Origin of the sequence: Streptomyces sp. NPDC002209, assembly GCF_042890265.1 — a bacterium.
In the GTDB taxonomy this organism is placed as follows: domain Bacteria; phylum Actinomycetota; class Actinomycetes; order Streptomycetales; family Streptomycetaceae; genus Streptomyces.
This window is the reverse complement of the sequence record NZ_JBIARX010000001.1, coordinates 817,578-842,501: the sequence shown is the minus strand read 5'-3', so window position 1 is coordinate 842,501 and position 24,924 is coordinate 817,578. Positions and strand designations below refer to the sequence as shown.

General features: G+C 71.5%; 22 protein-coding genes and 2 tRNA genes. 19 read left to right on the top strand and 5 right to left on the bottom strand.

Annotated features, from left to right (window positions below):
• Positions 1-148 precede the first annotated feature (148 nt).
• Complete coding sequence (locus ACFYXK_RS03930; protein WP_389409674.1) at positions 149-955, top strand: Fpg/Nei family DNA glycosylase; 807 nt, start codon at positions 149-151, stop codon at positions 953-955.
• Positions 956-1,046: 91 nt separating this feature from the next.
• On the opposite strand, the gene ACFYXK_RS03925 is transcribed toward ACFYXK_RS03930, so the two are convergent.
• Entirely contained in the window at positions 1,047-2,282 is a 1,236-nt protein-coding gene (locus tag ACFYXK_RS03925) for a GNAT family N-acetyltransferase (RefSeq protein ID WP_389409673.1), read from the bottom strand.
• A gap of 117 nt (positions 2,283-2,399) precedes the next feature.
• Here ACFYXK_RS03925 and ACFYXK_RS03920 point away from each other — a divergent pair, with 117 nt between their 5' ends.
• The 3 genes from ACFYXK_RS03920 (at position 2,400) to ACFYXK_RS03910 (ending at position 6,918) form a co-directional block, all read left to right on the top strand.
• Positions 2,400-3,542, top strand: coding sequence for a PP2C family protein-serine/threonine phosphatase (locus ACFYXK_RS03920; RefSeq protein ID WP_389409672.1), 1,143 nt, complete (start codon positions 2,400-2,402; stop codon positions 3,540-3,542).
• 140 nt (positions 3,543-3,682) lie between these two features.
• Positions 3,683-4,555: an ABC transporter ATP-binding protein gene (locus ACFYXK_RS03915; protein WP_389409671.1), complete on the top strand. Its 873-nt coding sequence runs from the start codon at positions 3,683-3,685 to the stop codon at positions 4,553-4,555.
• The gene (locus tag ACFYXK_RS03910; RefSeq protein WP_389409670.1) at positions 4,555-6,918 is read left to right on the top strand and encodes an FtsX-like permease family protein; all 2,364 of its coding nucleotides are present in this window, start codon (positions 4,555-4,557) and stop codon (positions 6,916-6,918) included. The genes ACFYXK_RS03915 and ACFYXK_RS03910 overlap by 1 nt, the downstream gene beginning before the upstream one ends.
• Here the strand turns inward: ACFYXK_RS03910 and ACFYXK_RS03905 are convergent.
• Complete coding sequence (locus tag ACFYXK_RS03905; protein ID WP_389409669.1) at positions 6,915-7,517, bottom strand: AAA family ATPase; 603 nt, start codon at positions 7,515-7,517, stop codon at positions 6,915-6,917. The two genes, ACFYXK_RS03910 and ACFYXK_RS03905, sit on opposite strands and share 4 nt — an antisense overlap.
• Positions 7,514-8,155 carry a DUF4232 domain-containing protein gene (locus ACFYXK_RS03900; protein ID WP_389409668.1) on the bottom strand — a complete coding sequence of 214 codons (642 nt, stop codon included), beginning with the start codon at positions 8,153-8,155 and terminating at the stop codon, positions 7,514-7,516. The genes ACFYXK_RS03905 and ACFYXK_RS03900 overlap by 4 nt, the downstream gene beginning before the upstream one ends.
• 176 nt (positions 8,156-8,331) lie before the next feature.
• On the opposite strand from ACFYXK_RS03900, the gene ACFYXK_RS03895 reads away from it, so the two are divergent.
• From ACFYXK_RS03895 to ACFYXK_RS03870, 6 genes are all read left to right on the top strand, one after another.
• Positions 8,332-9,720 (top strand): pyridoxal phosphate-dependent decarboxylase family protein, encoded by a 1,389-nt coding sequence (locus tag ACFYXK_RS03895; protein ID WP_389409667.1) that lies wholly within the window; start codon positions 8,332-8,334, stop codon positions 9,718-9,720.
• The gene (locus tag ACFYXK_RS03890; RefSeq protein WP_389409666.1) at positions 9,717-10,181 is read left to right on the top strand and encodes an HD domain-containing protein; all 465 of its coding nucleotides are present in this window, start codon (positions 9,717-9,719) and stop codon (positions 10,179-10,181) included. The genes ACFYXK_RS03895 and ACFYXK_RS03890 overlap by 4 nt, the downstream gene beginning before the upstream one ends.
• Positions 10,182-10,357: 176 nt before the next feature.
• Positions 10,358-10,552: a hypothetical protein gene (locus tag ACFYXK_RS03885; protein ID WP_030297273.1), complete on the top strand. Its 195-nt coding sequence runs from the start codon at positions 10,358-10,360 to the stop codon at positions 10,550-10,552.
• A 370-nt stretch (positions 10,553-10,922) separates the two neighbouring features.
• Positions 10,923-11,234, top strand: coding sequence for a hypothetical protein (locus tag ACFYXK_RS03880; RefSeq protein WP_389409665.1), 312 nt, complete (start codon positions 10,923-10,925; stop codon positions 11,232-11,234).
• A gap of 246 nt (positions 11,235-11,480) precedes the next feature.
• A complete protein-coding gene (locus tag ACFYXK_RS03875; protein WP_389409664.1) occupies positions 11,481-11,999 on the top strand; it encodes a hypothetical protein in 519 nt (172 codons plus the stop codon).
• A 121-nt stretch (positions 12,000-12,120) separates the two neighbouring features.
• A complete protein-coding gene (locus ACFYXK_RS03870; RefSeq protein ID WP_389409663.1) occupies positions 12,121-12,249 on the top strand; it encodes an integrase in 129 nt (42 codons plus the stop codon).
• Positions 12,250-12,319: 70 nt separating this feature from the next.
• Here the strand turns inward: ACFYXK_RS03870 and ACFYXK_RS03865 are convergent.
• Positions 12,320-12,390: transfer RNA gene (locus ACFYXK_RS03865), tRNA-Gly, on the bottom strand.
• A 167-nt stretch (positions 12,391-12,557) separates the two neighbouring features.
• Between ACFYXK_RS03865 and ACFYXK_RS03860 the strand changes: the two genes are divergently transcribed.
• From ACFYXK_RS03860 to clpX, 5 genes are all read left to right on the top strand, one after another.
• Positions 12,558-12,634, top strand: a tRNA-Pro gene (locus tag ACFYXK_RS03860).
• Between the two features lie 164 nt (positions 12,635-12,798).
• On the top strand, positions 12,799-14,196 hold the full coding sequence (gene tig / locus ACFYXK_RS03855) for a trigger factor (RefSeq protein WP_389409662.1): 1,398 nt from the start codon (positions 12,799-12,801) through the stop codon (positions 14,194-14,196).
• A 321-nt stretch (positions 14,197-14,517) separates the two neighbouring features.
• Complete coding sequence (locus tag ACFYXK_RS03850) at positions 14,518-15,135, top strand: ATP-dependent Clp protease proteolytic subunit (RefSeq protein ID WP_053786842.1); 618 nt, start codon at positions 14,518-14,520, stop codon at positions 15,133-15,135.
• An 86-nt stretch (positions 15,136-15,221) separates the two neighbouring features.
• Positions 15,222-15,893: an ATP-dependent Clp protease proteolytic subunit gene (locus ACFYXK_RS03845; RefSeq protein ID WP_030297267.1), complete on the top strand. Its 672-nt coding sequence runs from the start codon at positions 15,222-15,224 to the stop codon at positions 15,891-15,893.
• A 153-nt stretch (positions 15,894-16,046) separates the two neighbouring features.
• Positions 16,047-17,333 (top strand): ATP-dependent Clp protease ATP-binding subunit ClpX, encoded by a 1,287-nt coding sequence (clpX, locus tag ACFYXK_RS03840; protein ID WP_030159377.1) that lies wholly within the window; start codon positions 16,047-16,049, stop codon positions 17,331-17,333.
• Positions 17,334-17,401: 68 nt separating this feature from the next.
• On the opposite strand, the gene ACFYXK_RS03835 is transcribed toward clpX, so the two are convergent.
• A complete protein-coding gene (locus ACFYXK_RS03835) occupies positions 17,402-18,328 on the bottom strand; it encodes a hypothetical protein (protein WP_389409661.1) in 927 nt (308 codons plus the stop codon).
• Positions 18,329-18,457: 129 nt separating this feature from the next.
• Between ACFYXK_RS03835 and ACFYXK_RS03830 the strand changes: the two genes are divergently transcribed.
• The 4 genes from ACFYXK_RS03830 (at position 18,458) to ACFYXK_RS03815 (ending at position 24,909) form a co-directional block, all read left to right on the top strand.
• Positions 18,458-21,079 (top strand): valine--tRNA ligase, encoded by a 2,622-nt coding sequence (locus ACFYXK_RS03830; protein ID WP_389409660.1) that lies wholly within the window; start codon positions 18,458-18,460, stop codon positions 21,077-21,079.
• Between the two features lie 156 nt (positions 21,080-21,235).
• On the top strand, positions 21,236-22,651 hold the full coding sequence (locus ACFYXK_RS03825; protein WP_389409659.1) for a glycoside hydrolase family 26 protein: 1,416 nt from the start codon (positions 21,236-21,238) through the stop codon (positions 22,649-22,651).
• A gap of 2 nt (positions 22,652-22,653) precedes the next feature.
• Positions 22,654-23,436 carry a hypothetical protein gene (locus tag ACFYXK_RS03820; protein ID WP_389409658.1) on the top strand — a complete coding sequence of 261 codons (783 nt, stop codon included), beginning with the start codon at positions 22,654-22,656 and terminating at the stop codon, positions 23,434-23,436.
• A 24-nt stretch (positions 23,437-23,460) separates the two neighbouring features.
• Positions 23,461-24,909 (top strand): glycosyltransferase family 2 protein, encoded by a 1,449-nt coding sequence (locus ACFYXK_RS03815; RefSeq protein WP_389409657.1) that lies wholly within the window; start codon positions 23,461-23,463, stop codon positions 24,907-24,909.
• Positions 24,910-24,924 lie beyond the last annotated feature (15 nt).

Genomic DNA, 24,924 nt, shown 5'->3' with positions numbered 1-24,924 from the left:
TCGCCGTGACCTACACCCCCGGCGACCCCCCCCGGTCCCCGCCCCCCCCCCGGCGTGCTTTATCGCCCGTTCCCCCGCGCCGCGGGCCCCCGGGCCCCACGGCGATTTCGTTTCCGAGACCCATCGAGGAACACCGAGGAGCGCAGCCGTGCCCGAGGGGCATACGATCCACCGCCTCGCCCAGGACCACACCGAGCGCTTCGCCGGGCGGCCGGTCCGGGTGAGCAGCCCGCAGGGCCGCTTCGCCGAGAGCGCCGCCCTGCTCGACGGGCGCGAGCTGGAGAGCGCCGAGGCGCACGGCAAGCACCTGTTCCTGGAACTCGGCGACGCCTGGATCCACATCCACCTCGGCCTGTTCGGCAAGCTCGGCTTCGGCCCCGCCCCGGCGCCCCCGGCCACCGACACGGTCCGGCTGCGGCTGCTCAATGCGCAGCACTGGGCCGATCTGCGCGGCCCCACCGCCTGCGCACTGATCGGCGAGACCGAGAAGAAGGCGATACACGAGCGGCTCGGCCCCGACCCGCTGCGCCCGGCCGACGACCCGGACCGCGCCTGGAAGCGGATCTCCCGCTCCCGCACCACCGTCGCCGCCCTGCTCATGGACCAGAAGGTGATCGCGGGCGTCGGCAACGTCTACCGCGCCGAGGTCCTGTTCCGGCACGGCATCGACCCGTACCGGCTGGGCAAGGACCTCGCGCGCGGCGAGTGGGACGCCATGTGGGCGGACCTGGCGGTGCTGATGCGCGAGGGCGTACGGAACAACCGGATCGACACCGTCCGCGACGAGCACCTGCCCGAGGCCATGGGCCGCCCGCCGCGCGTGGACGACCACGGCGGCGAGGTGTACGTCTACCGCCGGGCGAACATGCCCTGCCACATCTGCGGGGCCGAGGTCCGCACCGCCGACCTGGCGGCGCGCAACCTCTTCTGGTGCCCGGGGTGCCAGACCCGCTAGCGCCCAGCCGGGCTGACGGGGCGGGCCCGCGGGCACACCGGCGCCGCCCGGGGCCCGGTTCCGCCGCCCGGCCGCAGTACCCGCGCCCGTGTCAGAACCCGTGCGGGAGCCAGGGAGCCACGTCGCCCGCGAAGGCCCGGGAGGCCTCCGCCAGCGCGCCCGGGCGCAGTTCGCGGACGAGGCCGGCCGCCGCCAGGGCGGTCAGTGCGACCCCGCCCAGGTACGCCGAGCCCAGCTCGCGCACCGACAGCTCCAGCTCCGCCGGCTCGTCCGAGCGGGTGCACGTGACGGGGCCCCCGGCCTCGGCCGTCAGGCGCCACCGGCCCTCGTTCCACGGGCAGAACGCGTCCTCGACCTGCATCACCACGTCCAGCCCGGTCCCGTACGCCCGCGCCCGCAGCGCCGCGGGCAGGTCCACCAGCCGTACGTGCAGGGCGTCGCGCTGCCGGGCCTGGATCCGCCGGATGTCACTGACCAGGTGCAGCACCGGATCGTCCACGGGCCGCCCGTACGCCTGCACCCGCCACGTCAGGTCGATGCCGAAGAAGTACCGCCACAGCGCCGCGTACGCAGCCGGCTCCAGCGCCTCCACCTGAAGGACGCTGACCGTGCCATCCGAACCGCTCTGGTCCCAGTCGGGCTTGACCCGGTAGCGCGCGTACCCGAGGACCTCGCCGTCCGCCCCCTCCGCGACCACGCACTTCAGCGGCGACGCGCCGCCCCGCATGGTCGGCGGGTCCAGCAGGCCCTGCCGCTCCCAGCCCGGCTGCCGGGCCGGCATCCCGGGCCGGCCCGCGACGAGCCCGGCGTACACCCGCTCGCAGTCGGGCAGCGCCTTCTGCGGATCGACGAGCCGCAGCCGTACGCCGTCCGTCCCCGCCGGCACGGAGAGCCGTACCCGCGTCGTGTCGATGTCCACGGCCATCGAATACGTCGCGGTGCCGTAGCCGAAACGCCCGTAGATCGCCGGATCCGAGGCCGTCAGCACGGCGATCGGTTCGCCACCCGCCCGGATGTCGTCCAATTGGCGGCGCATCATCGAGGTCAGCACCCCGCGCCGGCGGTGGGTGGGGGAGACGCCCACCGTCGTGACCCCGGCGGCCGGAACCAGTGCACCGCCCGGCACCGAGAGGCGGAAGGAAAAGGCCCCGGCCGAGCCCACACAGGTCTCGCCGTCCCAGACCCCGAGCGAACGTTCCGTCTCGATCAGCGACCTGTAGAGCTTGCGCTCCGCGGGGGAATCCGGCACCCCGCCGAACGCCAGTTCCAGGTGGTCGTACCAGACATCCCACTCATCAGCCAGCAATACGCGCATCTCAAGAGCCATACGGCCATCCTTACCAGGGCATTCCGTCACAGTCGAAGGGTTTTCGACCGGCCGGAGCCCCCGGGTCCGGGGGTCCCCCTGCGCATGCACAGCCAGGATGGATAGGGTCCCGAAGCAATGGCCGGAGCACGCGTGGAGACGCTCATGGCCCGGATGCGCATGCTGTCGCACCGGGCTCGCACCGCCCTGCGCAAATCCGCCGTCGACTACTTCCGCGGAGACGCCTCCGACTGGCTCGCCTTCGCCGGGCTGCTCGTGACCGTCCCCGCCATCGCCTGCGGCACGATCATGCTGCCGGTCTGGTTCTCGCCCTCCGCCCTCGTCCTGCCGATCGTCGCGGGCGGCCTGCTGCTGCGCCCCGCGAGCCTGCTCGCCCTGTACGCGGCCTCCGCCGCCGCCCTCATCGTCGAGGCCCTGGTCCTCGGGCCGTACACGCTCGGCCCCGCCCGGGTCACCCCCGGCACGGTCCTGGTCGTGGCCGCCTGCGGATTCTTCGGACTGGTCATCGCCCAGTTCCGCAGCCGCGTCGGCGTGCCCTGGCGGCGCGGCGGCACCATGCTCTTCGACCTGCGCGAACGCATCCGGGTCCAGAGCAAGCTGCCCGCCCTGCCGCGCGGCTGGCACCGCGAGATGGCCCTGCGCCCGGCCGGCGGCCAGTCGTTCTCCGGCGACTTCGTCGTCGCCGCCCGCACGAACGGCGGCCGGACCCTCGAGGTCGTCCTGACCGACGTTTCCGGCAAGGGCATGGAGGCCGGTTCCCGCGCGCTGCTCCTGTCCGGCGCGTTCGGCGGGCTGCTCGGCGCCCTGCCCCCGCACGGCTTCCTGCCGGCCGCCAACGGCTACCTGCTCCGCCAGGACTGGGACGAGGGCTTCGCCACCTCTATCCACCTCGTCCTGGACCTGGAGACCGGCGACTACGAACTGCTCTCCGCCGGCCACCTGCCCGCCCTCCAGCTCTCCGCGGGCACGGGCCGCTGGCAGGAGAAGTCCGGCGAGGGCCCGCTGCTCGGCGTCTACGACGGCGCCGAGTTCGAACCCGCCCGCGGCAACCTGCGCCGCGGCGACGTCCTCATGCTCTTCACCGACGGCCTCGTCGAGACCGCCGACCGCGACATCAGCGAGGGCATCGACCGCCTCACCGGCGAAGCCGACCGCTACGTCGCCGCCGGCTGGGACGGCGCGGCCTGGCACCTGATCGAAAAGGTCGCCAAGGACGTCAACGACGACCGCGCGCTGCTCCTGATCCGCCGCTCGCCCTGAGCACCGGTCGACCGGCAGGACCTTCCCGGGGGTGGGGTTTTCCCCACCAGTGATCCGCCTGGCTGCGCCATGTCCGCCCCCGTGCCTCCGTCCGTAGCGTCGGGACCACGATCACCGACGGACACGGAAGGCGGCACACCATGGGGCTCCGGCGGAGCAGGCGGCAGCGCGAGACGGGGCGGACGGCGTCCGGCACGGAGTCCGGCACGGCGTACGAGACGCCGGCCGGGACGGCGTACGGGACGCCGTACGACAGCGCCGCCGCCGTCGAGCTGCGCGGCGTACGGCGCCAGTACGGGCGGGGGGCCGCCACCGTGCACGCCCTGCGCGGGATCGACCTCGCCCTGCCGCGCGGCAGCTTCACCGCCGTGATGGGGCCCTCCGGCTCCGGCAAGTCCACCTTCCTGCAGTGCGCGGCCGGGCTCGACCTGCCCACCGCCGGCTCCGTCCGCCTCGGCGGCACCGAGATCACCGGCATGAACGAGAACGAGCTCACCGAGCTGCGCCGCAGCCGCCTCGGCTTCGTCTTCCAGGCCTTCAACCTGCTGCCCTCCCTCACCGTGGAGCAGAACGTGCTCCTCCCGATGCGGCTCGCCGGCGGCGGATCCTCGCGGCAGGACCGGGAGCGGGCCGCCGACCTGCTCGCCCGCGTCGGCCTCGAGGGCAAGGGCCGGCGCCGCCCCGCCGAGCTCTCCGGCGGCCAGCAGCAGCGCGTCGCCATCGCACGGGCCCTGGTCACCCGGCCCGACGTCGTCTTCGCCGACGAGCCCACCGGCGCCCTCGACACCACCACCGCCGCAGAGGTCCTCGGGCTGCTCCGGGCCGCCGTCGACTCCATGGGCGCCACCATCGTCATGGTCACCCACGACCCGGCTGCCGCCGCCCACGCCGACCAGGTGCTCTTCCTCGCCGACGGGCTGATCGCGGACCGGCTGCCGCACAGCTCCGCCGCGACCATCGCCGACCGGATGACCGTCCTCACCGCCCCGGCGTACGCGGGAGCGGCCGCCTGATGCTGCTCCGCCCCAACGGCCTGGCCCGGGCAGCGGTCCGCTTCCGCCCCGCCGCCTTCGCCGGCACCTTCATCGCCCTGCTCATGACCGTCGCCATCGTCTCCGCATGCGGGATCCTCCTGGAGAGCGGGGCCCGGGCGAGCATCCCGCCGACCCGGTACGCGCAGGCCCCCGTGGTCGTCGCCGCCGACCAGCAGATCCGCTGGCAGGCGGGCAGCGGCGAAGGCGCCTACGAGGAATCCGTGCGGGTCCCGGAGCGGGCCCGGGTCGACGCCGCCCTGCTGGAGCGGCTGGCTCCGCTCGGCCGGGCCGTCCCCGACGTGGTCTTCCCCGTACGGGGCGACGCGGGCTCCGCGGAGGCCTCGGGCTGGGGGGCATCGGCCTTCACCGGTGCGGCGCTCGCGGCCGGCCGGGCCCCGGAGGCCGTCGGGGAGGTCGTGCTGGGTACGGGCACGGGGTTCGCGGGGGACCGGGTGGCGCTCGACACCCCCGTCGGGAAGCGGGAGTTCCGCGTCGTGGGACGGGCCGGAGGCACCGGAGTCTGGTTCTCCGACGCCGAGGCCCGCGCCCTGTCCGGACACCCCGGAGCGCTCGACGCCGTCGTCCTGTTCGACGCCGACCCGGAGCGGGTGCGGGCCGCCGTCGAGGGCCGCGCCCAGGTGCTGACCGGCGCCGCCCGCGCCGTGGACCCGCGGCTCGCGGGCGCCAGGGAACTGCTGATGGGCCTCGGCGGCTCCTTCGGAGGCACCGCCACCCTCGTCGCCGTCTTCACCGCGGCCGGTACGGTCGCACTCTCCGTCGGGCAGCGCTCCCGTGAGTTCGCCCTGCTGCGCGCCGTCGGAGCCACCCCGCGGCAGATCCGCCGCATCGTCGCCACCGAAGCCCTGCTCGTCGCGCCCGCCGCGGGGGTGCTGGGCTGCGTACCCGGCATCGGCCTCGCCGCCTGGTGGTTCGGGCAGCTCCAGGCCAAGGGCGCCATCCCGGGCGGTGTCGAGCTCGCCGTTTCCTGGATCCCGCTCGTCTCCGCCGCCGGCACCGGCCTCGTCACCGCGCTGCTCGCGGGCTGGGCCGCCGCCCGCCGGCCCGCCCGGATCCGGCCCGGCCAGGCGCTGGCCGCAGCCGCCGTGGAACGCCTCCGGCCGGGCTGGATCCGCACGCCCCTGGGCATCGCCGCGCTGGCCGGCGGGGCCGCCTGCGCGGGCCTGGCCGCCACCTCCGGCGGGGACGACGCCGCCAACGCCGCCCTCGGCGTGGTCATGCTCTTCATGCTGGCCGTGGCCCTGCTCGGGCCGCTGATCGCCCGCGCCTGCGCCGCCGTACTCGGCCTCCCGCTGCGCGCCGGCGGCGCCTCCGGCTCGCTCGCCGCCGCCAACTCTTGGGCCCACGCCCGCCGGCTGGCCTCCGCGATCACGCCGATCGTGCTCGCCATGGCCTTCTCCTCGACCCTGGTCTTCCTGCACACCAGTGAGGAACGGGCCGTCCGGCAGCAGCAGGAGGCCGGACTGCTCGCCGACCACGTGATCACCGACCCGCCGAGCGACGCGCGCGGGGGAGTCGCGGTCACCCGCACCTCGGTCCTCGCGATGTTCGGCAAGGGGCCCGAGCGGCGGTTCCAGTCCGTCTCGGCGCAGGGCGTCGCGGGCGACGTCACCACCGTCCAGGACCTCGGCGTACGCGAGGGCAGCCTCGCCGCGCTGCGCCCCGGCGCGGTCGCCGTGGACCGCAGCCTCGCGGAGTCCGCCCGCCTCGGGGTCGGCGACCGCGTCGAACTCCGCCTCCCCGACGGGTCCCCGGCGACCTCCGAGATCGTGGCCGTCTACACCCGGGGTCTCGGCCTCGGCCAGGTCACCCTCCCGGCAGCCGACCTCACCGGCCACACCACCGCCGGGCGCGCCACCGAGCTGCTGATCCGCGGCCCGGTCCCGGCGGCCCTGGGGGCCGCGATGTCCACCGCGGAGTGGACCACCGCCCAGAACACGGACCGCGAGGTCAACGCCTGGGCCAACACCGTCATGGCGGCCGTACTCGGCGGCTTCGCGGCCGTCGCCGCCGCCAACACCCTGGTGATGACCGTCCTCGACCGCCGCCACGAGCTGCGGATGCTGCGCCTCGTCGGCTCCACCCGCCGCCAGGTGTTCCGCATGCTGCGCTGGGAGGCCCTCCTGATCGGCGGCGCGGGCGTCACCCTCGGCAGCGCGATCGCCCTGGCCACGCTGTTCCCGCTGACCAAGGCCCTGACCGGGGCGCCCCCGCACATCCCGCCGATGCTCTACGCCTCCTTCGCGGCGGCCGCCCTGACCCTGGGCCTGACCGCCACCACCCTCCCGGCCCGCTGGGCCCTCCGCCGAGGCGGCACCCCCTAGTCGAACCGGATGTGCCGGACACCGACGAGCACGCGCCGCAGCCTCCCGCGGAGCGGCCCGTCGGTGTCCGGGGCGGCCCGCAGCCCGGTCATGGCCGCGATCCGGCTCGCCACCTGGGACACCGTGAGGTGGTCGGTGACCAGGTGGTCGGCGAACTCCGGCCCGCGCAGCGCCTCCAGACATCCGTCGAGCCTGGCCACCGCGAAGCTCTCCCGTTTCAGCCCGCGCCCGAGCCCGCGCTCACGGAGCCTGCGCAGTACGGTCGCCCGCTCGGCCATCAGCGCGAAGTGCCGTACGTCGTGGCCCGCTGCGCGCAGCCGCCCGACCGTCTCGGCGAAGTACCGCGGCTCGGTCACCGTCATCGGCACCAGGACGGGCCCCGCGTGCCGTTCGGCGGCCAGGTCCAGCACCTCGAACACGCCCTGCCGCCACGCCGGCAGGTCCTGGAAGTCCCCGCGCAGCTCCGGCGGCATCATGCGGTGCAGCCCGAACCCGAGGTGCTCCGGATCGCACACGACGCTGCCGGGCAGCCGCCGGTGCAGCTCGTACGCGGTCTGCGTCTTCCCGCCCCCGAAGGGCCCGTTGAGCCAGATGATCACCGGCCCGTCGCCTTCCAGGGGCTGATCCCGAGCTTCCCGGTGTTCCCGAGGTCGACGGAGTGGCGGAGCTCCAGCTCCACCCGGGGCGCACCGGCCCGCGGGGTCACGTCCAGCACCCACCCCTCGGCGGCGGGCACGGCGGAGTCGGTCACCAGGTTCCGCCACACCATGCCGAGGGAGGCGGTCTGGCCGGGGCGGAGCTCGATCCGCTGCGGGGCACCCTCCGCGCCGCTCGGCGCGCCGGTGATCCCGTCCGCTCCGTGGACGACGGTCACCTCGACCGGTGCCCGCTTGCGGTCCAGCAGCCGGATCTCCGGATAGCCCTCGAGTACGTACGGCTGCGTACCGCAGTTGACCAGCTGGATGTCGGCGACGCGCAGCCCCATGGCGGCGTCCCCGGCCCCTTCGAGCAGCCGCACCCCGCCCTCGGGGCACGCGGACGCCCCGGCCGGGGGAGGGGAGTCCGTGACGGTGGGAGGGGAGGCCGTGACGGTGGGAGGGGAGGCCGTGACGGTGGGCGCGGGGGGCCTCGGCGCACTGGGCCCGGGCGCGGCGGCAGGCGCGGGTGGCACATCACACCCCGCCACCGCTCCCGCCACGACCACCACTCCGGCAACCCCCACCGCCCACCGAGTCATCCCACGACCCTACGCCCCCCCCAACTCCCGCCCCGCGGGCTCAAGGCCCGGCCGCGCCGTCCTGTTCCAGCCCCGCCGACGTTTGGGGCGGGCGGAGCTCCGTGCAGCCGGGAAGCCGGGCCAATCACCCCCGATTGGCCGGTCCGCCGCGCCCGGCGGATCCCTACCGTGCCCCCATGGACCGCACGCTCGCCGCCGACCTCGCCCGCCTCCCCGACCTCCTGGAGGCCACCCGCCGCACCGCCGCCGAGTCCCTCGGAGCCCTGGACGCCCGTCCCGTCGTACCGCCCGCCGGGCCTCCGCGGGACCCAGAACCCCTGCCGGAGCGCGCCGCCGGGGCGGACGCGGCCCTCGCCGCCTTCCGGGACCGGTGGGAGCCCCGCCTCTCCGCCTCCGCCGGCCCCCGCTACCTCGGCTTCGTCACCGGCGGCGCCACCCCCGCCGCCCTCGCCGGGGACTGGCTGACCGCCGTCCACGACCAGAACTCCAACTCCGCCCTGGACGGCGCCGGCCAGGACCTCGAACGCGAGACCGTCACCTGGCTCCGCGACCTCTTCGGCCTCTCCGACGCCCACACCGGCACCTTCGTCAGCGGCGCCACCATGTCCAACACCACCGGCCTCGCGATCGCCCGCGAGTGGCTCGGCGAACGCCTCGGCGTCTCCCCGTCCGAGGACGGCGCGGCAGCCCTCGGCCCCGTCCGCGTGCTCTCCGCAGCCCCGCACTCCTCCATCGCCAAGGCCCTCTCCGTCCTCGGCCTCGGCCGCAGCTCCCTCATCGCCGTCCCCACCCTCCCCGGCCGCGAGGCCGTCGACCCCGCCGCCCTCGACCGAGCCCTCGCCGACACCCCCGGCCCGGCCGTCGTCGTCGCCAACGCCGGCACCGTCAACACCGTGGACTTCGACGACCTCCGCGCCATCGCCGCCCTCCGCGAACGCCACGCGTTCTGGCTCCACACCGACGCCGCCTTCGGCGCCTTCGCCGCGCTCTCCCCGGAGCACGCCCACCTCGCCGACGGCCTCGACGCCTCCGACTCCCTCTGCATCGACCTGCACAAGTGGCTGAACGTCCCCTACGACAGCGCCGTCCAGTTCACCCGCCGCCAAGACCTCCAGGCCCGCGTCTTCCAGAACGCCGCCGCCTACCTCGGACCCCTCGGCGACCGCCCCGACCTGGTCCACCTCACCCCCGAGAACTCGCACCGGCTGCGCGCCCTCGCGGCCTGGTTCACCCTCCGCGCCTACGGCCGCGAGGGCCACCGCGAGGTCGTCGAGCGGGACATCGCCTGCGCCCGGTCCCTCGGCGCCGCACTCGAGCAGGACCCGGCCTTCCGCCTCCTCGCCCCGGTCCGCCTGAACGTCGTCTGCTTCACCCTCGCCGAGGACCCCACCCCGGCCCGCCTGACCGCCGTCCGGGAGGCGGTGCAGGAGGAGGTCTTCGTCACCCCGACCGTCTACGCGGGAACTCCCGCCCTGCGCGCAGCGTTCTCCAACTGGCGCACCACGCAGGCGGATGTACGCCGGGCCGCACAGGCCCTGCGTACGGCGGCGAAGGGGACGGTATGACGCAACGGCAGCAGCAACCGCTGACCCTGCTCGAGGTCGAGGCCTTGGCGCGCTCCGCGCACGAGGGCCAGACCGACAAGGCCGGCCGGCCGTACGCCGAGCACCTCGCGGCCGTCGCGGAGGGAGTCCGCGCCCGTGGCGGCAGCGCGGAGCAGCAGGCGGCGGCCTGGCTGCACGACTCCGTCGAGGACGACGCGCTCAGCCGGGAGTGGCTGGATTCCGCCGCCCTGCCCCAGCCGGTGAAGGACATGGTCCTTGCGGTCACCAAGCGCCCCGGCGAACCGGTGGAGGAGTACGCGGCCCGGATCCTCGCCACCCCGGGCGCCCTCCTGGTCAAGGAGGCCGACCTGGCGCACAACGCAGACCCCGTACGGCTCTCCGTACTGGACGGCCCCACCCGCGAACGGCTGTCCGCGAAGTACGCATATGTCCGCTCCCTCCTCGGTCTCGCGGCGCCGTGACACCGGCCCTGCGCCCGAAATATGCCCGGTGCACGAGCGGTTGGCGGGAAAGCGGCGACGCCGATTCGCCACGGGGCGGATAGCCGGGGCCCGTTGGTGGGAGGATGGTCCATGTGGGGGCGCGCGCGGCCGTGCGCCCCGGGCCGACCAGGGGACGACCGAAGGTGTGATCAGTAGTGGCCATTTCGCTGTCAGTGGTGGTTCTGTTGGCGGTCATCCTGGTGGTGCTCGTCCGCGGGAACCACATCAAGGCCGGCCCCGCGATCGTCGCGGTCCTCTTCGGCTTCTTCCTGGCGTCCAGCTCCATCGCCCCGGACGTCAACCGCTTCCTCAACTCCCTCGCCGACACCATCGCGGGAATCAAGCTCTAGGGGGAGCTCAGGGAGTGCCGGCCGCCCGCCGGTACTCCAGGTCCGCGTTCACCTGGCCGCCCGGCGTCATGACGTTGAGGGTGGCCGAATTCTCGTTGGCGATCGCCTTCTCCACCCGGGGCACGAGCCAACCTCCCCTCACCCCCGTCAAGGGCGAGGAACGGCCCCGGGAAGCCTGCGAGATGCCATGCGGCATATCGGGCGATAGGATGAAAACCGCCATCGACCTCATGTGTCCACGTGGGGCGACAGGAGCACGGCGTAACGGATCGAGACCTTCCCCTCGGCGTCCCGTGCGACCACTGCCGCGGGTATCGGAGCCGTCACGCCCCACCCGGCCGCACCGTCAGCGTCCAAGGCAGGTTGAATGATGAACCGGACACGTCGTCTTGCAGCACTCGCGCTCTTGGCGGCCCCCGCCCTCGCGCTGGGACCCGCCGTCGCCGCACACGCCTCGACCACCGCCGCGACGTGCAAGGTCGAAACGGATTCGGCCGGCAAGTACCACCTGTGGGGTGAGGGATTCCCCGGCGGCACGACGGTGACCTACTCCGGATCCACCTCGGGTTCCGTCCCCATCGACAAGTCGGGAAGGTTCGACCTCGGCGGTCTCAGCGGGAGCAAGTACGTCGTCAAGACAGCCGATGGCGCCACCGTCACCTGCACCGTGCTCCAACACTGACCCCACGCCGTCCGGGGCCGGGCGCAAGCCCCTCCTCCGCGTCCTCAAGAGGCGGTCGCGCCGCCATCGGCATGCGGCTGAGGATCTCGGCTGCGCTGCGAAGAACCTGCCCCGCAGATCTTCCGGGCTGCGCGAGCCAAGCGCGGGACCGGTCTGGCTGGCTGCACTCCGCGGGCCTACGCTTCGACCACGGGTTCAGGTGGCAGGGGGGGGACATTGTCGGGTCAGCTGTTCACGCTGATGGGCGTGCTCGTCGGTGCACTGGCCTCATACCTGGGCGCAACTCTGATGGAGAGATCGCGGTGGCGGCGGCAGCTTGCCACTCGGTGGGACGAGCGCCGCTTGGAGTCGTACATCCGGTATGCCGACGCCATCAAGAGGTTCGTTTCCGTGGCAGGCCGACTCGCGGCGGCGAAAGGACTCTTTGACCTTCCTCAGCCCCTCGGTGCAGAGGCTGGTCTGGAGTTGTTGGCCGAGGCGGAGCTGGAGCGTGGGTACGCGTTCGAAACCGTGCTTCTGATGGGAGACGCCGAGACGGTGTCGGCGGCCAGAGCTCTGCAGCGCCAGGCATGGGTGCTCGAGCAATTCGCTCGTGACCAGCGCTCGGGAACCGCAGAAGACTGGACGCGGGCGTTTCGCGAGTTCCAGGATCGGCGTGATGCGTTCTATGTCGCAGCGCGAAAGAGCCTGGGTGTCTCTGCGGAGTTTCGACTTCGCAGTGAGGACCCGGTCTTCCGCTCCCCTGATCCGCGGCGGCAGTCGTGAACGCGAGCGCGCCCGGCCTGCCGGCGCGCCCGGGAAGAGGGCCGTCTCCATCCCCGGGGATGATCTTCGGCACACGGGGAACACCCTGGCCGCGTCAACCGGAGCCGGTACCCGCAAGTTGATGGCCCGGACGGGGCGCGGCACCGCCCGTGCGGCGCTGATCCACCAGCACTCCAGCGCCGACCGGGACCGACTGATCGCCGACGCGCTGCGAGAGGGAGAGGGCCACGCAGGGGGCACGCAGGGCTGATCACGGACCCTGGGAACGACTAAGGGCCAGGCGGAGGAAAAATCCTCCGACCTGGCCCTTCGTACTTCAGAGCGGGCGACGGGAATCGAACCCGCGTAGCTAGTTTGGAAGACTAGGGCTCTACCATTGAGCTACGCCCGCAACGCGTGCGCCGCAGGTCCGGGGACCGCGGCACGGACAGCATCCTAGCGGGTCGGGCCGGGGGAGTGCACACCGCATTACGCGCCCGCGGTGCGCGTCCGGAATCGTTCGCTCAAAACCCCGCGCATCAGAGGGTCTCCGGCCATGTACCCTACGTGTCGCACCGACGGGGTGTGGCGCAGCTTGGTAGCGCGTCCGCTTTGGGAGCGGAAGGTCGTCGGTTCGAATCCGGCCACCCCGACCACCAGCACCGCCATCAGCAAGATCGCGTTGTGGGCTGATTGCCGCTTGCGGTTACTATGCAAGCTGCGTGCCCGTGTGTCTGATCTACCGGGCCGAATCCGCCGAACCGCTGAATCGCAGCGCGGACGCAGAACCCCAAGCAGTCAGCCACAAGGAGACCGAACCGTGAAGAGCGCCGTGGAGACCCTGAACCCGACTCGGGTTCGGCTCACTGTTGAGGTGCCCTTCGAGGAGCTCAAGGACAGCCTCGACGCGGCGTACAAGAAGATCAACCAGCAGGTCACGGTGAAGGGCTTCCGCAAGGGCAAGATCCCCGCCCGGGTCATCGACCAGCGCTTCGGTCGCGGTGCGGTGCTGGAGGAGGCCGTCAACGACGCCCTCCCGAAGTTCTACACCGAGGCCGTCAACGAGGCCGACCTGAACCCGCTGGGCCAGCCCGAGGTCGACATCACGGAGCTGAAGGACGGCGAGCTGCTGGCCTTCACCGCCGAGGTCGACGTCCGCCCCGAGATCGAGATCCCGGACTACTCCGGCATCGAGGTCGAGGTCGACGCGGTCGAGGTCTCCGACGAGGACGTCGAGAAGTCGGTCGAGCAGCTGCGCGGCCGCTTCGCGTCCACCAAGGACGTCGAGCGCGCGGCCGAGGACGGCGACGTCGTCACCATCGACCTCGAGGCCAAGGTCGACGGCGAGGTGCTGCCGGACGGCGTCGCCTCCGACGTCTCCTACACCATCGGCTCGGGCGAGCTCCTCGACGGCATCGACGACGCCGTCAAGGGCCTGGAGGCCGGTGGCGAGGCCACCTTCACCTCCCAGCTGAAGGGCGGCTCCGCCGAGGGCAAGGACGCCGAGGTCACCGTCAAGGTCACCAAGGTCTCCGCCAAGGAGCTCCCGGAGCTGGACGACGAGTTCGCGCAGATGGCGAGCGAGTTCGACACCCTCGAGGACCTCAAGGCGGACAGCCGCAAGCGCCTCGAGAACATGAAGCAGTACGACCAGGCCACGCAGGCCCAGGAGCGCGTCCTGGAGAAGCTGCTGGAGCTCGTCGAGGTCCCGATCCCCGAGAAGCTGCTCGAGGACGAGGTCAACACCCGCAAGCACAACCTGGAGCACCACCAGCTCGGCCAGATGGGTCTGACCATCGAGAAGTACCTGGAGTTCCAGGGCAAGACGGTCGAGGAGTTCGACGCCGAGACCAAGGACCAGGCGATCAAGGGCATCAAGACCCAGTTCGTCCTGGACGCGCTCGTCAACAAGGAGAAGCTGGGCGTCGACCAGGAGGAGCTCACCGAGCACCTCATGCGCCGTGCGGCTTCCTCCGGCATGTCCCCCGACCAGTTCGCCCAGGCCGTCGTCGAGGGTGGCCAGGTGCCGATGCTCGTCGGCGAGGTCGCCCGCGGCAAGGCCCTCGCGGTCGTCGTCGAGGCCGCCAAGGTCGTCGACACCAACGGTGAGGTCGTCGACCTCTCCGACGACGAGGACGAGGTCGAGACGGCCGCCGAGACCGTCGAGGCCGCTGTCGAGGGTGACGCCCCCGAGGCCCAGGCCGACGAGGCCAAGTAACACCCTGGGCGCCGCCCCGCGCGGCGCCCGCTGAGCAGCACCCCGAAGGGCCCGTACGCAGCCGTGTACGGGCCCTTCGCGCACTCCCCGCCCCCGGGCTCCGCAGGGCCTTCGCCCGGTCCCCGAAGGGTCCACGGAGCTTGCGCTCCGAGCGAACAGTTCGGGAAGCGGGATGGCGTTGTCCGACCTGCGCGTTAGGGTCCATGAATACGAGGGCACGGGAGTACCCGGAAGCGGCGGCCACCGCCGCCCCGACCGGTCCGCGCCCCAGAACGAGACGCTGAGACGGCATGTGGCCGTCGGAGACGAGCAGGTGGATACGTGACGAATCTGAAGCCTTACGCCGCGGGTGAGCCGTCCATCGGTGGCGGCCTCGGCGACCATGTCTACAACCGGCTGCTCGGCGAGCGCATCATCTTCCTCGGCCAGCAGGTCGACGACGACATCGCCAACAAGATCACGGCGCAGCTCCTCCTCCTGGCCGCGGAGCCGGAGAAGGACATCTACCTGTACATCAACAGCCCGGGCGGCTCGGTGACGGCCGGCATGGCGGTGTACGACACCATGCAGTACATCCCGAACGACGTCGTCACCATCGGCATGGGCATGGCGGCCTCCATGGGCCAGTTCCTGCTCACCGGCGGTGCCCCGGGCAAGCGTTTCGCGCTCCCGAACACCGACATCCTGATGCACCAGGGTTCCGCCGGCATCGGTGGCACCGCCTCGGACATCAAGATCCAGGCCCAGTACCTGCTGCGCACGAAGCAGCGCATGGCCGAGATCACCGCCCACCACTCCGGCCAGACCGTGGAGGCGATCATCCGCGACGGCGACCGCGACCGCTGGTTCACCGCGGAGGAGGCCAAGGACTACGGCCTCATCGACGAGATCATCTCCGCCGCGTCGCTGGTCCCGGGCGGCGGCGGCACCGGGGCCTGATCCCGGCCCCGGCGCGCGGGGCCTCCCACGAGGCCCCGTACGCCCGCCCGCACCCGGCAAGCCCGAGCCCGCAGAACGCCACCAGGATGGTGAACACCCAGATGCACATGAACAACCTCTCTCCCGCGAGCGGCCTCTACACCGGCGCGCAGGTGGACAACCGCTACGTCGTCCCGCGCTTCGTCGAGCGCACCTCGCAGGGCGTGCGCGAGTACGACCCGTACGCGAAGCTCTTCGAGGAGCGCGTGATCTTCCTCGGCGTGCAGATCGACGACGCCTCCGCCAACGACGTCATGGCGCAGCTGCTGTGCCTGGAGTCGATGGACCCGGACCGCGACATCTCGATCTACATCAACAGCCCCGGCGGCTCCTTCACCGCGCTGACGGCCATCTACGACACGATGCAGTTCGTGAAGCCGGACATCCAGACGGTCTGCATGGGCCAGGCGGCCTCCGCCGCCGCGGTCCTGCTGGCGGCCGGCACGCCCGGCAAGCGCATGGCGCTGCCGAACGCCCGCGTGCTGATCCACCAGCCGTCCGGCGGCACCGGCCGCGAGCAGCTCTCCGACCTGGAGATCGCGGCCAACGAGATCCTGCGCATGCGCGACCAGCTGGAGACCATGCTGGCCAAGCACTCGACCACGCCGATCGAGAAGATCCGCGAGGACATCGAGCGCGACAAGATCCTGACGGCCGAGGACGCGCTCGCGTACGGCCTGATCGACCAGATCGTCTCGACCCGCAAGAACTCCCACTGATCCTTGCCGCCAGTTGGCGTGGGCACGTCGTCACATTCGGCGATGTGAACCACGTCAAGGGGGCCCCGTACGGGGCCCCCGGCAAGGTACCGTCGGATATGAGGCACCAGGAGCGCTGAACCAGGCGTCTCCCAGGCGAAGGGGAAGCACCTCGTGGCACGCATCGGTGACGGCGGCGACCTGCTCAAGTGCTCGTTCTGCGGAAAGAGCCAGAAGCAGGTGAAGAAGCTCATCGCAGGACCCGGTGTGTACATCTGCGACGAGTGCATCGACCTCTGCAACGAGATCATCGAGGAGGAGCTCGCCGAGACCTCCGAGGTCCGGTGGGAGGAACTCCCCAAGCCTCGTGAGATCTACGAGTTCCTGGAGAGCTACGTCGTCGGCCAGGAGCCGGCGAAGAAGGCCCTCTCGGTGGCGGTGTACAACCACTACAAGCGGGTCCAGGCCGGCGAGAACGGCGGCGCGCAGGGCCGGGACGACGCGATCGAGCTCGCGAAGTCCAACATCCTGCTGCTGGGCCCCACGGGCTCGGGCAAGACGCTCCTCGCCCAGACGCTCGCGCGCATGCTGAACGTCCCGTTCGCCATCGCCGACGCGACGGCGCTGACGGAGGCCGGGTACGTCGGCGAGGACGTCGAGAACATCCTGCTCAAGCTGATCCAGGCGGCCGACTACGACGTCAAGAAGGCCGAGACCGGGATCATCTACATCGACGAGATCGACAAGGTCGCCCGCAAGAGCGAGAACCCGTCGATCACGCGCGACGTGAGCGGCGAGGGCGTGCAGCAGGCCCTGCTGAAGATCCTCGAGGGCACGACGGCCTCGGTCCCGCCGCAGGGCGGCCGCAAGCACCCGCACCAGGAGTTCATCCAGATCGACACGACGAACGTGCTCTTCATCGTGGGCGGCGCCTTCGCCGGCCTCGAGAAGATCATCGAGTCGCGTGCGGGAGCCAAGGGCATCGGCTTCGGGGCGACGATCCGCTCGAAGCGCGAGATCGAGGCGAGCGACCAGTTCCAGGAGGTCATGCCGGAGGACCTGGTGAAGTTCGGGATGATCCCGGAGTTCATCGGCCGTCTGCCCGTGATCACCTCGGTCCACAACCTGGACCGCGAGGCGCTGCTGCAGATCCTGGTGGAGCCGCGGAACGCGCTGGTGAAGCAGTACCAGCGGCTGTTCGAACTCGACGGCGTCGAGCTGGACTTCGAGCGCGAGGCGCTGGAGGCCATCGCGGACCAGGCGATCCTGCGCCAGACGGGCGCGCGCGGCCTGCGCGCCATCATGGAAGAGGTCCTGATGTCGGTGATGTACGAGGTCCCGTCCCGCAAGGACGTGGCCCGCGTGGTCATCACCTCGGACGTGGTCCGCTCGAACGTGAACCCGACGCTGGTCCCCCGCATCGTCCCGAAGGACCAGGGCCCGCAGGAGAAGTCGGCCTAGCCGTCACGACGCACGCGAAGGGGCGCCCCGGACATCCGGGGCGCCCCTTCTGCGTGGTCCTGCGCCTGTTACTTCTTGACGCGGGAGGCCTTGTAGACCTTGGCCGCCAGGTCGGCGGTCTGCTCCAGGGTGGCGCCGGGCTTGCCGGCCAGGAGGGACGCGGCGTCGGACGCGCTGACCATGCCCAGGGTGCTGTAGTCACCCCAGATGCAGATCGGCACGGTGAACTCCTTCGGCCCCTTGGTCGCCGTGGAGGCCGTGAGGCTGATCTTCATCGCCTGGCACTTCAGCACGGCGCCGCTGAACCCGGACGGGGTGATCGCCTTCGGGCTGTCGAGCAACTCGACCGAGGCGGACTTGTCGTCGCCCGCCTTGAGCTTGGCGATGGCGAAGTAGGCGTCCACCGTCTTCTCGGGGTCCGCGAGGTCGCCGTAGATGCCCTGGAAGCTGAGGCTCTTCGTCGCCAACGGGTTCGCCGGGTCACCGGACTTGTAGTTCATCCCCACCTTGGTGGGGTTCTTGATGCCGATCCCCTCCAGCTCGGTTCGGTCCTTGTCGCTGAGCGTGTTCGACCCCTTGTAAGCGGGGTCCTTCTTGTAGTCGTCCACGCTCTCCGGGACCACCAGCTTGTAGCCCTTGGTGTCCGCGGCCACCGAGCCGGAGGCGCCGCCGCCCTGCGTGAAGTACCAGCCCGCGCCCGCGATCACGGCGACCGCGACGACCACCGCGATGATCACGCCGGCCTTGGACTTCTTCGGCTGCTGCACGCCGTACGGCGGCTGCGGGGGCATGCCCGGCTGCTGGTAGCCGTAGCCCGGCTGGGGCTGCTGCTGGGGGTAGCCCTGCGGGGGGATGCCCGGCGGCGGGGGCTGCTGCGGGTAGCCGTAGCCGGGCTGCGGCGCGGGCTGCCCGTACGGTCCCGGCTGCGGGCCCCCGTACGGCCCCGGCTGCTGCGGCGGCTGGGCCCCGTACGGTCCCGGCTGGTTGTAACTCATGCCCGCGTCCCCCTTCAGGAATCCTTTATCTGTTTCAGACATCCTGACGGAAGCCGAAGCCGCACACGGCGCCGGGCCCCTTGATTACCGGTTTCATGACTGGACTGTTACGGCCCTAAACTGTGCCTCGTGACCGAGAACACGCAGACACCCAGCAGCCCCGACTCCGAACTGCCGACCGCGTACGCTCCGGCCGAGGTAGAGGGGAAGCTCTACGAGCGCTGGGTAGAGCGTGGGTACTTCACGGCCGATGCCGCGAGCGAGAAGCCCGCTTACACGATCGTCATCCCGCCGCCGAACGTCACCGGCTCCCTGCACCTGGGGCACGCCTTCCAGCACACGCTCATGGACGCCCTGACCCGCCGCAAGCGCATGCAGGGCCACGAGTCCCTCTGGCTGCCGGGTATGGACCACGCCGGCATCGCCACCCAGAACAAGGTCGAGCAGCAGCTCGCCGAGGAGGGCAAGTCCCGCCACGACCTGGGCCGCGAGGAGTTCGTCGAGCGCGTCTGGCAGTGGAAGGAAGAGTACGGCGGCAAGATCCTCGGCCAGATGCGCCGCCTCGGCGACGGCGTCGACTGGTCGCGCGAGCGGTTCACCATGGACGAGGGCCTCTCCAAGGCCGTCCAGACGATCTTCAAGAAGCTCTACGACGACGAGCTGATCTACCGCGCCGAGCGCATCATCAACTGGTGCCCCCGCTGCCTGACGGCCATCTCCGACATCGAGGTGGAGTACCAGGAGGACGCGGGCGAGCTCGTCTCGATCAAGTACGGCGAGGGCGAGGACTCCCTCGTCGTCGCCACCACGCGCGCCGAGACGATGCTCGGTGACACCGCCGTGGCCGTCCACCCGGACGACGAGCGGTACGCGCACCTCATCGGCAAGCAGATCAAGCTGCCGCTGACCGACCGGAGCATCCCGGTCGTCGCCGACACGCACGTCGACCCGGAGTTCGGCACCGGTGCCGTCAAGGTGACCCCGGCGCACGACCCGAACGACTTCGCCATCGGGCAGCGCCACGGCCTGCCCAACATGACGATCATGGACGAGCACGGCGTCATCACCGTCCACGGCCCCTTCCTCGGCCTGGACCGCTTCGAGGCCCGTTCCGCGGTCGTCGGGGCGCTGCGCGAGCAGGGCCGGATCGTCGCCGAGAAGCGCCCCTACCTGCACTCCGTCGGGCACTGCTCCCGCTGCTCCACCACCGTCGAGCCGCGCCTGTCGCTGCAGTGGTGGGTCAAGGTCGAGACCCTCGCCAAGGCCGCCGGCGACGCGGTCCGCGACGACCGGGTCACGATCCACCCGAAGGAGATGGAGAAGCGCTACTTCGACTGGGTCGACAACCTCAACGACTGGTGCATCTCGCGCCAGCTGTGGTGGGGCCACCGGATCCCGGTCTGGTACGGCCCGGACGGCGAGATCGTCTGCCTCGGCCCGGACGACGAGGCGCCCACCGGCGAGGGCTGGCACCAGGACACGGACGTCCTGGACACCTGGTTCTCCTCCGGCCTGTGGCCGTTCTCCACGCTCGGCTGGCCGGAGAAGACCCCGGACCTGGCGAAGTTCTACTCCACCGACGTCCTGGTCACCGGCCACGACATCATCTTCTTCTGGGTCGCCCGGATGATGATGTTCGGCCTGTACGCCATGGACGGCGAGGTCCCCTTCAAGACCATCGCGCTGACCGGCCTGGTCCGCGACGAGCGCGGCAAGAAGATGTCGAAGTCCTTCGGCAACGTCGTCGACCCGCTGGACTGGATGGACAAGTACGGCTCCGACGCCGTCCGCTTCACCCTGGCCAAGGGCGCCAACCCCGGTACCGACGTGCCGATCGGCGAGGACTGGGTCCAGGCGTCCAGCAAGTTCGCCAACAAGATCTGGAACGCCACGCGCTTCGCGCTGATGAACGGCGCCACCATCGAGGGCGACCTGCCGCCGGTCGAGCAGCTGTCGGCCACCGACCGCTGGATCCTCTCCCGCCTGAACAAGACGGTGGCCCAGGTCGACGCGTACTACGAGGACTTCCAGTTCTCGAAGCTCAGCGAGGCGCTCTACCACTTCGCGTGGGACGAGGTCTTCGACTGGTACGTGGAGCTGTCGAAGACGACGTTCTTCGCGGGCGGCGAGCAGGCCAAGGTCTCCGGCCGCGTGCTCGGCGAGGTCATCGACGTCATGCTGCGGCTGCTGCACCCGGTGGTCCCCTTCGTCACCGAGACGCTGTGGACCACGCTGACCGGCCGCGAGTCGCTCGTCATCGCCGAGTGGCCCAAGGACAGCGGCTTCCGCGACGAGGCCGCCGAGGCGGAGATCGAGCGCGTCCAGGCCGTCGTCACCGAGGTCCGCCGCTTCCGCAAGGAGCAGGGCCTCCAGGACGGCCAGAAGGTCCCGGCCCGTCTGGACCTGACCGGTACGCCGCTGGCCGCGCACGAGGCGGCCATGCGCCAGCTGCTGCGCCTCCAGCCGGAGGGCGAGGCCTTCACGGCCACGGCCACCCTGCCGGTCGCCGGCGCCAGCGTCGCGCTCGACCTGTCGGGCACGATCGACGTGGCCGCCGAGCGCAAGCGCCTCTCCAAGGACCTCGCGGCCGCGGAGAAGGAGAAGCAGCAGGCCGAGGCGAAGCTCGGGAACGAGGCCTTCCTGGCCAAGGCCCCCGACAACGTCGTGGACAAGATCAAGGGCCGGCTGGCCAAGGCCGAGGCGGACATCGCCCGGATCCAGGCCCAGTTGGACGCGCTGCCCGCCGCGTAACACGTACAAACGGTGAACCACACGTACATACGGTGAACCTTCGGCCCCCGAGTGCATCGCTCGGGGGCCGACGCGTAGGGTGACAGCGGCCCCAGGGGTTCCGTGCATCCGGCAGGGGCCGTTGTCGGCCGGCTGTCGACCGAGGGGGGTCTCGGAATGTTGGGTCGTGACGTGCCGGGCCGCCCGGTCTTAGGCCGCGGGTTCAAGCGCCGCAATCTGCTCCTCGGAGCGGCGGCCACCGCGGCCACGGGCGGCGCCCTCGCCGGAGTGGCGGCCTTCAGCACCTCGCGCGCGCCCGCCGCCGGACTCCAGAAGGACCTGCTGTCGCGGGATCCCAAGGCCTCCGAAGCGGCCCGGTCCGTGTACCGGTTACTGGCCGGGCTGGAGGCGGACGCCCGGGCCGGCCGACGCCGCGGCACCCTCATCGGGCAGCACGCCGAGCTCCACAACGAGCGGTACAACCCGGAGTACGGCGACCACACCGGTCCGAAACCGCCCGGCTACTACTACCGCAAACCCCAGGACATCACGGGGAAGTTGCCGGCCTTCCTCGAACTGGACCTGGGCCCCGGCTACCAGCAGGACAGCTGGGGCGTGGGCGAGGCCCGGGACTACTCGCGCGCCGCCTGGCCCGCCCGCCGCGAGTTCTGGACCTACACCAACGACGTCGTCGACCTCGCCATGGGCGTCTGGCACGGACTGCCCCGCAAGGACGACGGCTCGTACAACCCGACCGGCACCGAACGCCTTTGGAACGGCGCCAAGACCGTGCTGCCGGCCAACGGGGGAGCGCCCGCGGGCCTGGTCGGGATGTCGTTCCACCAGCCGTGGCCGGGCAGCCCGGTCAAGAGCTACGAGCAGACACTGCGCCGCAACGCCCCCTCGGCGAAGGACCCGGGCTGGATCGACCGACTGCTCACCCCCGGTTCCGCCGAGCACGCGGCGCTCCTGCTCGACCTGTCGTTCCTCGCGGACCACCTCGGCTACCTGGCCGCGTACGACGTGCCCGTACTGCTGCGCCCGTACCACGAGATGAACTCGCTCGGCGGGGAGCAGAGCTTCTGGTGGGCGGGGCTGAAACCCCAGCAGTACACGGCCCTCTGGGCGTTGCTCTACCACTACCTGGTGGGCTCCCGCGGACTGCACAACCTGATCTTCGTGTGGGCCCCCACGGCCTGGGACGGCACCCACGGCAGCGAACCCTGGGACTTCTACCCGGGCGGCGAGTACGTGGACGTGGTCGGGGTCGACGACTACAGCGGAACGCCGGACCGGCCCTTCGACCCGGCCGCCTGGACCTCGACGTGGCACCGCGGCCTCGAGGACTACGGCAAGCCGCGGATCCTCGCCGAATCCTTCCACGTGCCACTGGGCGCGGCGCAGCGCACGACGCTCGACCAGGCCCCCTGGGTGCTGTGGACGGTGTGGGGCGACGGCCTCACCGCGAAGAACGCGAACGCCGATGTGCAGCACACGTACGACGACCCCAAAACGATCACCGGCGGCCGGGAATCCGGCCCCGCGGGAGTGCAATGGCTCGCCTTGCACGACGGTTCATCCGAAGAGGAGTGAAGTTGAGCGCGTCAACGCCACGTGGCCACCGCGTGGCCGCCTTCGTGGCCATGGGATGGGCAGGGATCCTGCTGCTCTGGGCCGTGTACAACTGCTTCTGGCAGGTCGGCGTCGCCGACTTCCTCCAGGGCATCGTGTACTACGGCACGGGCGACGGCTCCGGAACCGCAGAGACGTTCAACCTCAACTGGGGTGTCGTCTACGTGGCGGGCGGGCTGCTGGTCCTGCGCGGGAACACCCTCGGCCGGGGCATCGTCATCGGCGGTGCGGCCATCGAGGGTTACAACCGGGTGCGGAGCCTGTCGGGTGCGCTCTTCGACGAGAAGCAGGCCGAGTACTTCACCACGACCGTCCAGGGCGGGCTGAAGCTGGCGACGTTCGCCGCCGGGGTGCTGGTCACCGGCACCCTCATCGTCCTGCTGCTGCGGGACTTCGCCGCGTACGAACCGTGGCAGCCGCCGGTGAACCCGTGGACCCAGCAGGCCAACGAGGCCCGTCAGGCGCAGCAGCAGTCGCAGCAGGTGCCGCAGCAGCAATCGCCGCAGCCGCCGCACGGGTTCGGCGCTCCGCCGGCCTATCCGGCGCAGCCCGGGCCGCAGTTGCCGCAGACGGGCTATGCCCAGCCCCAGCCGCAGCCGCCGCAGCAGCCCTACCCGCCCGCCCGGCAGCCCCAACCCGGTTACGGGCCCGGTCCGTACGGCAGCCAGCCCGCCTGGCCTCAACAGCCCCAGCAGCCCCAGCCGCCTCAGCAGCCCCGGCAGTCGCCGCCGCAGCAACAGCAGTAGCAGGAACCCCGAAGGACCTCCTCCATGACCCTCGCCCCCGTACAAGACGTCGCGCCCACGTCGCGGCGCGATGCGCGACTGGTACAGCGCCTGGCCGACTGGAAGCCCGGCGTGTCGGCCTTCGTGCTGCCCTTCCTGCTCCTCGCCGGCTTCGGCCTCTGGTCGTTCAAGCCGAATCCGACCCCGCTCGGCTGGACGCTGTCGATCGTCTGGTCGCTGCCCGGCGTGGGCGTCATGGTCGGCCTCCAGGGTGCCCTGCTGATCCGCCGCAGGCTGCGCAAGGCGCACGAGATGGTCCCGCCGACGCCGGTGGAGGAGGACTTCCTCGTCGTGCTCGTGCCGACCATCGGCCGCCACGACACGTACCCGGCGCTGGAGCGCTCGGTCCTCAGCTACGTGGAGCACCTGCCCCCGTACTTCCCGCAGATGCGGGTCGACGTCCTCACGGAGGAGGGCTGCGAGGCGGCCGAGCAGATCGACGGCCTGGCCACGATGAACCCCCTGATCCGCGTGGTCACCGTGCCCAAGGCGTACGAGACGGCGAACGGGACCCGTTTCAAGGCCCGCGCCAACCACTACGCGCACGAGCTGCGGATCGTCGAGGGGGAGGCCCTCGACGACATCTGGGTGCTGCACATGGACGACGACACCGCTGTCGGCCCCGACACCGCCGCGTCCATGGCGCAGTTCGTCAACCGCCAGCGACGGGCCGGGGACGAGGGCAAGCACATGGCGCAGGGGATACTCGCCTACCCGCGCGAGAACGCCGTGAACCGCTTCACCTGGCTCGCCGACGCGGTCCGCCCCGCCGACGACATAGCCCGCTTCCGGGCCCTCACCGGTCTCGGCACCCCGGTCGCCGGCGTGCACGGGGAGCTGCTGCTGCTCCGCGCCTCCATCGAGGCGACGATCGGCTGGGACTTCGGCCCGAAGGCGATCGTCGAGGACGCGCAGCTGGCGCTGACGTTCTGCCGCCGGTACCCCGGCCGCAGCGACTGGTTCAACGGCCGCTGCTACGGCGCCTCGCCGGCCACCACCCGGGACTTCATCAAGCAGCGTGAGCGCTGGTCCTGGGGGCTGGTCGCGCTGTGCTTCAACCGCACGGTGCCGTTCCGCTACCGCTGGTTCCTGCTGCTCTGCGTGGCCACCTGGGTCTTCGGCCCGCTCCAGCACATCGCGACCGTGATCTTCGTGGCCTGGCTCATCGGGGACTTCAACACCTCGCCGGTGGCCCAGTCCGTCGTGATCATGTGGGCGCTCAACTTCGCGTACGTCATCTGGACGTACTGGGAAGGGCTGCGGCTCAACGCCCTGGTCTCGGCGAACGGCAGGCGGCGCTGGTGGGAGCCGATCGTCGTGCTCGCCCTCATCCCCGTGTTCTCCGTGATGGAAGGGCTCGGCGGGCTGCGCGGACTGATCAAGTTCATCAAGCGCGAAGAGAACAAGTTCGTCGTCATAGCCAAGCCCGCGTGAGAAAACGAGAGTCCC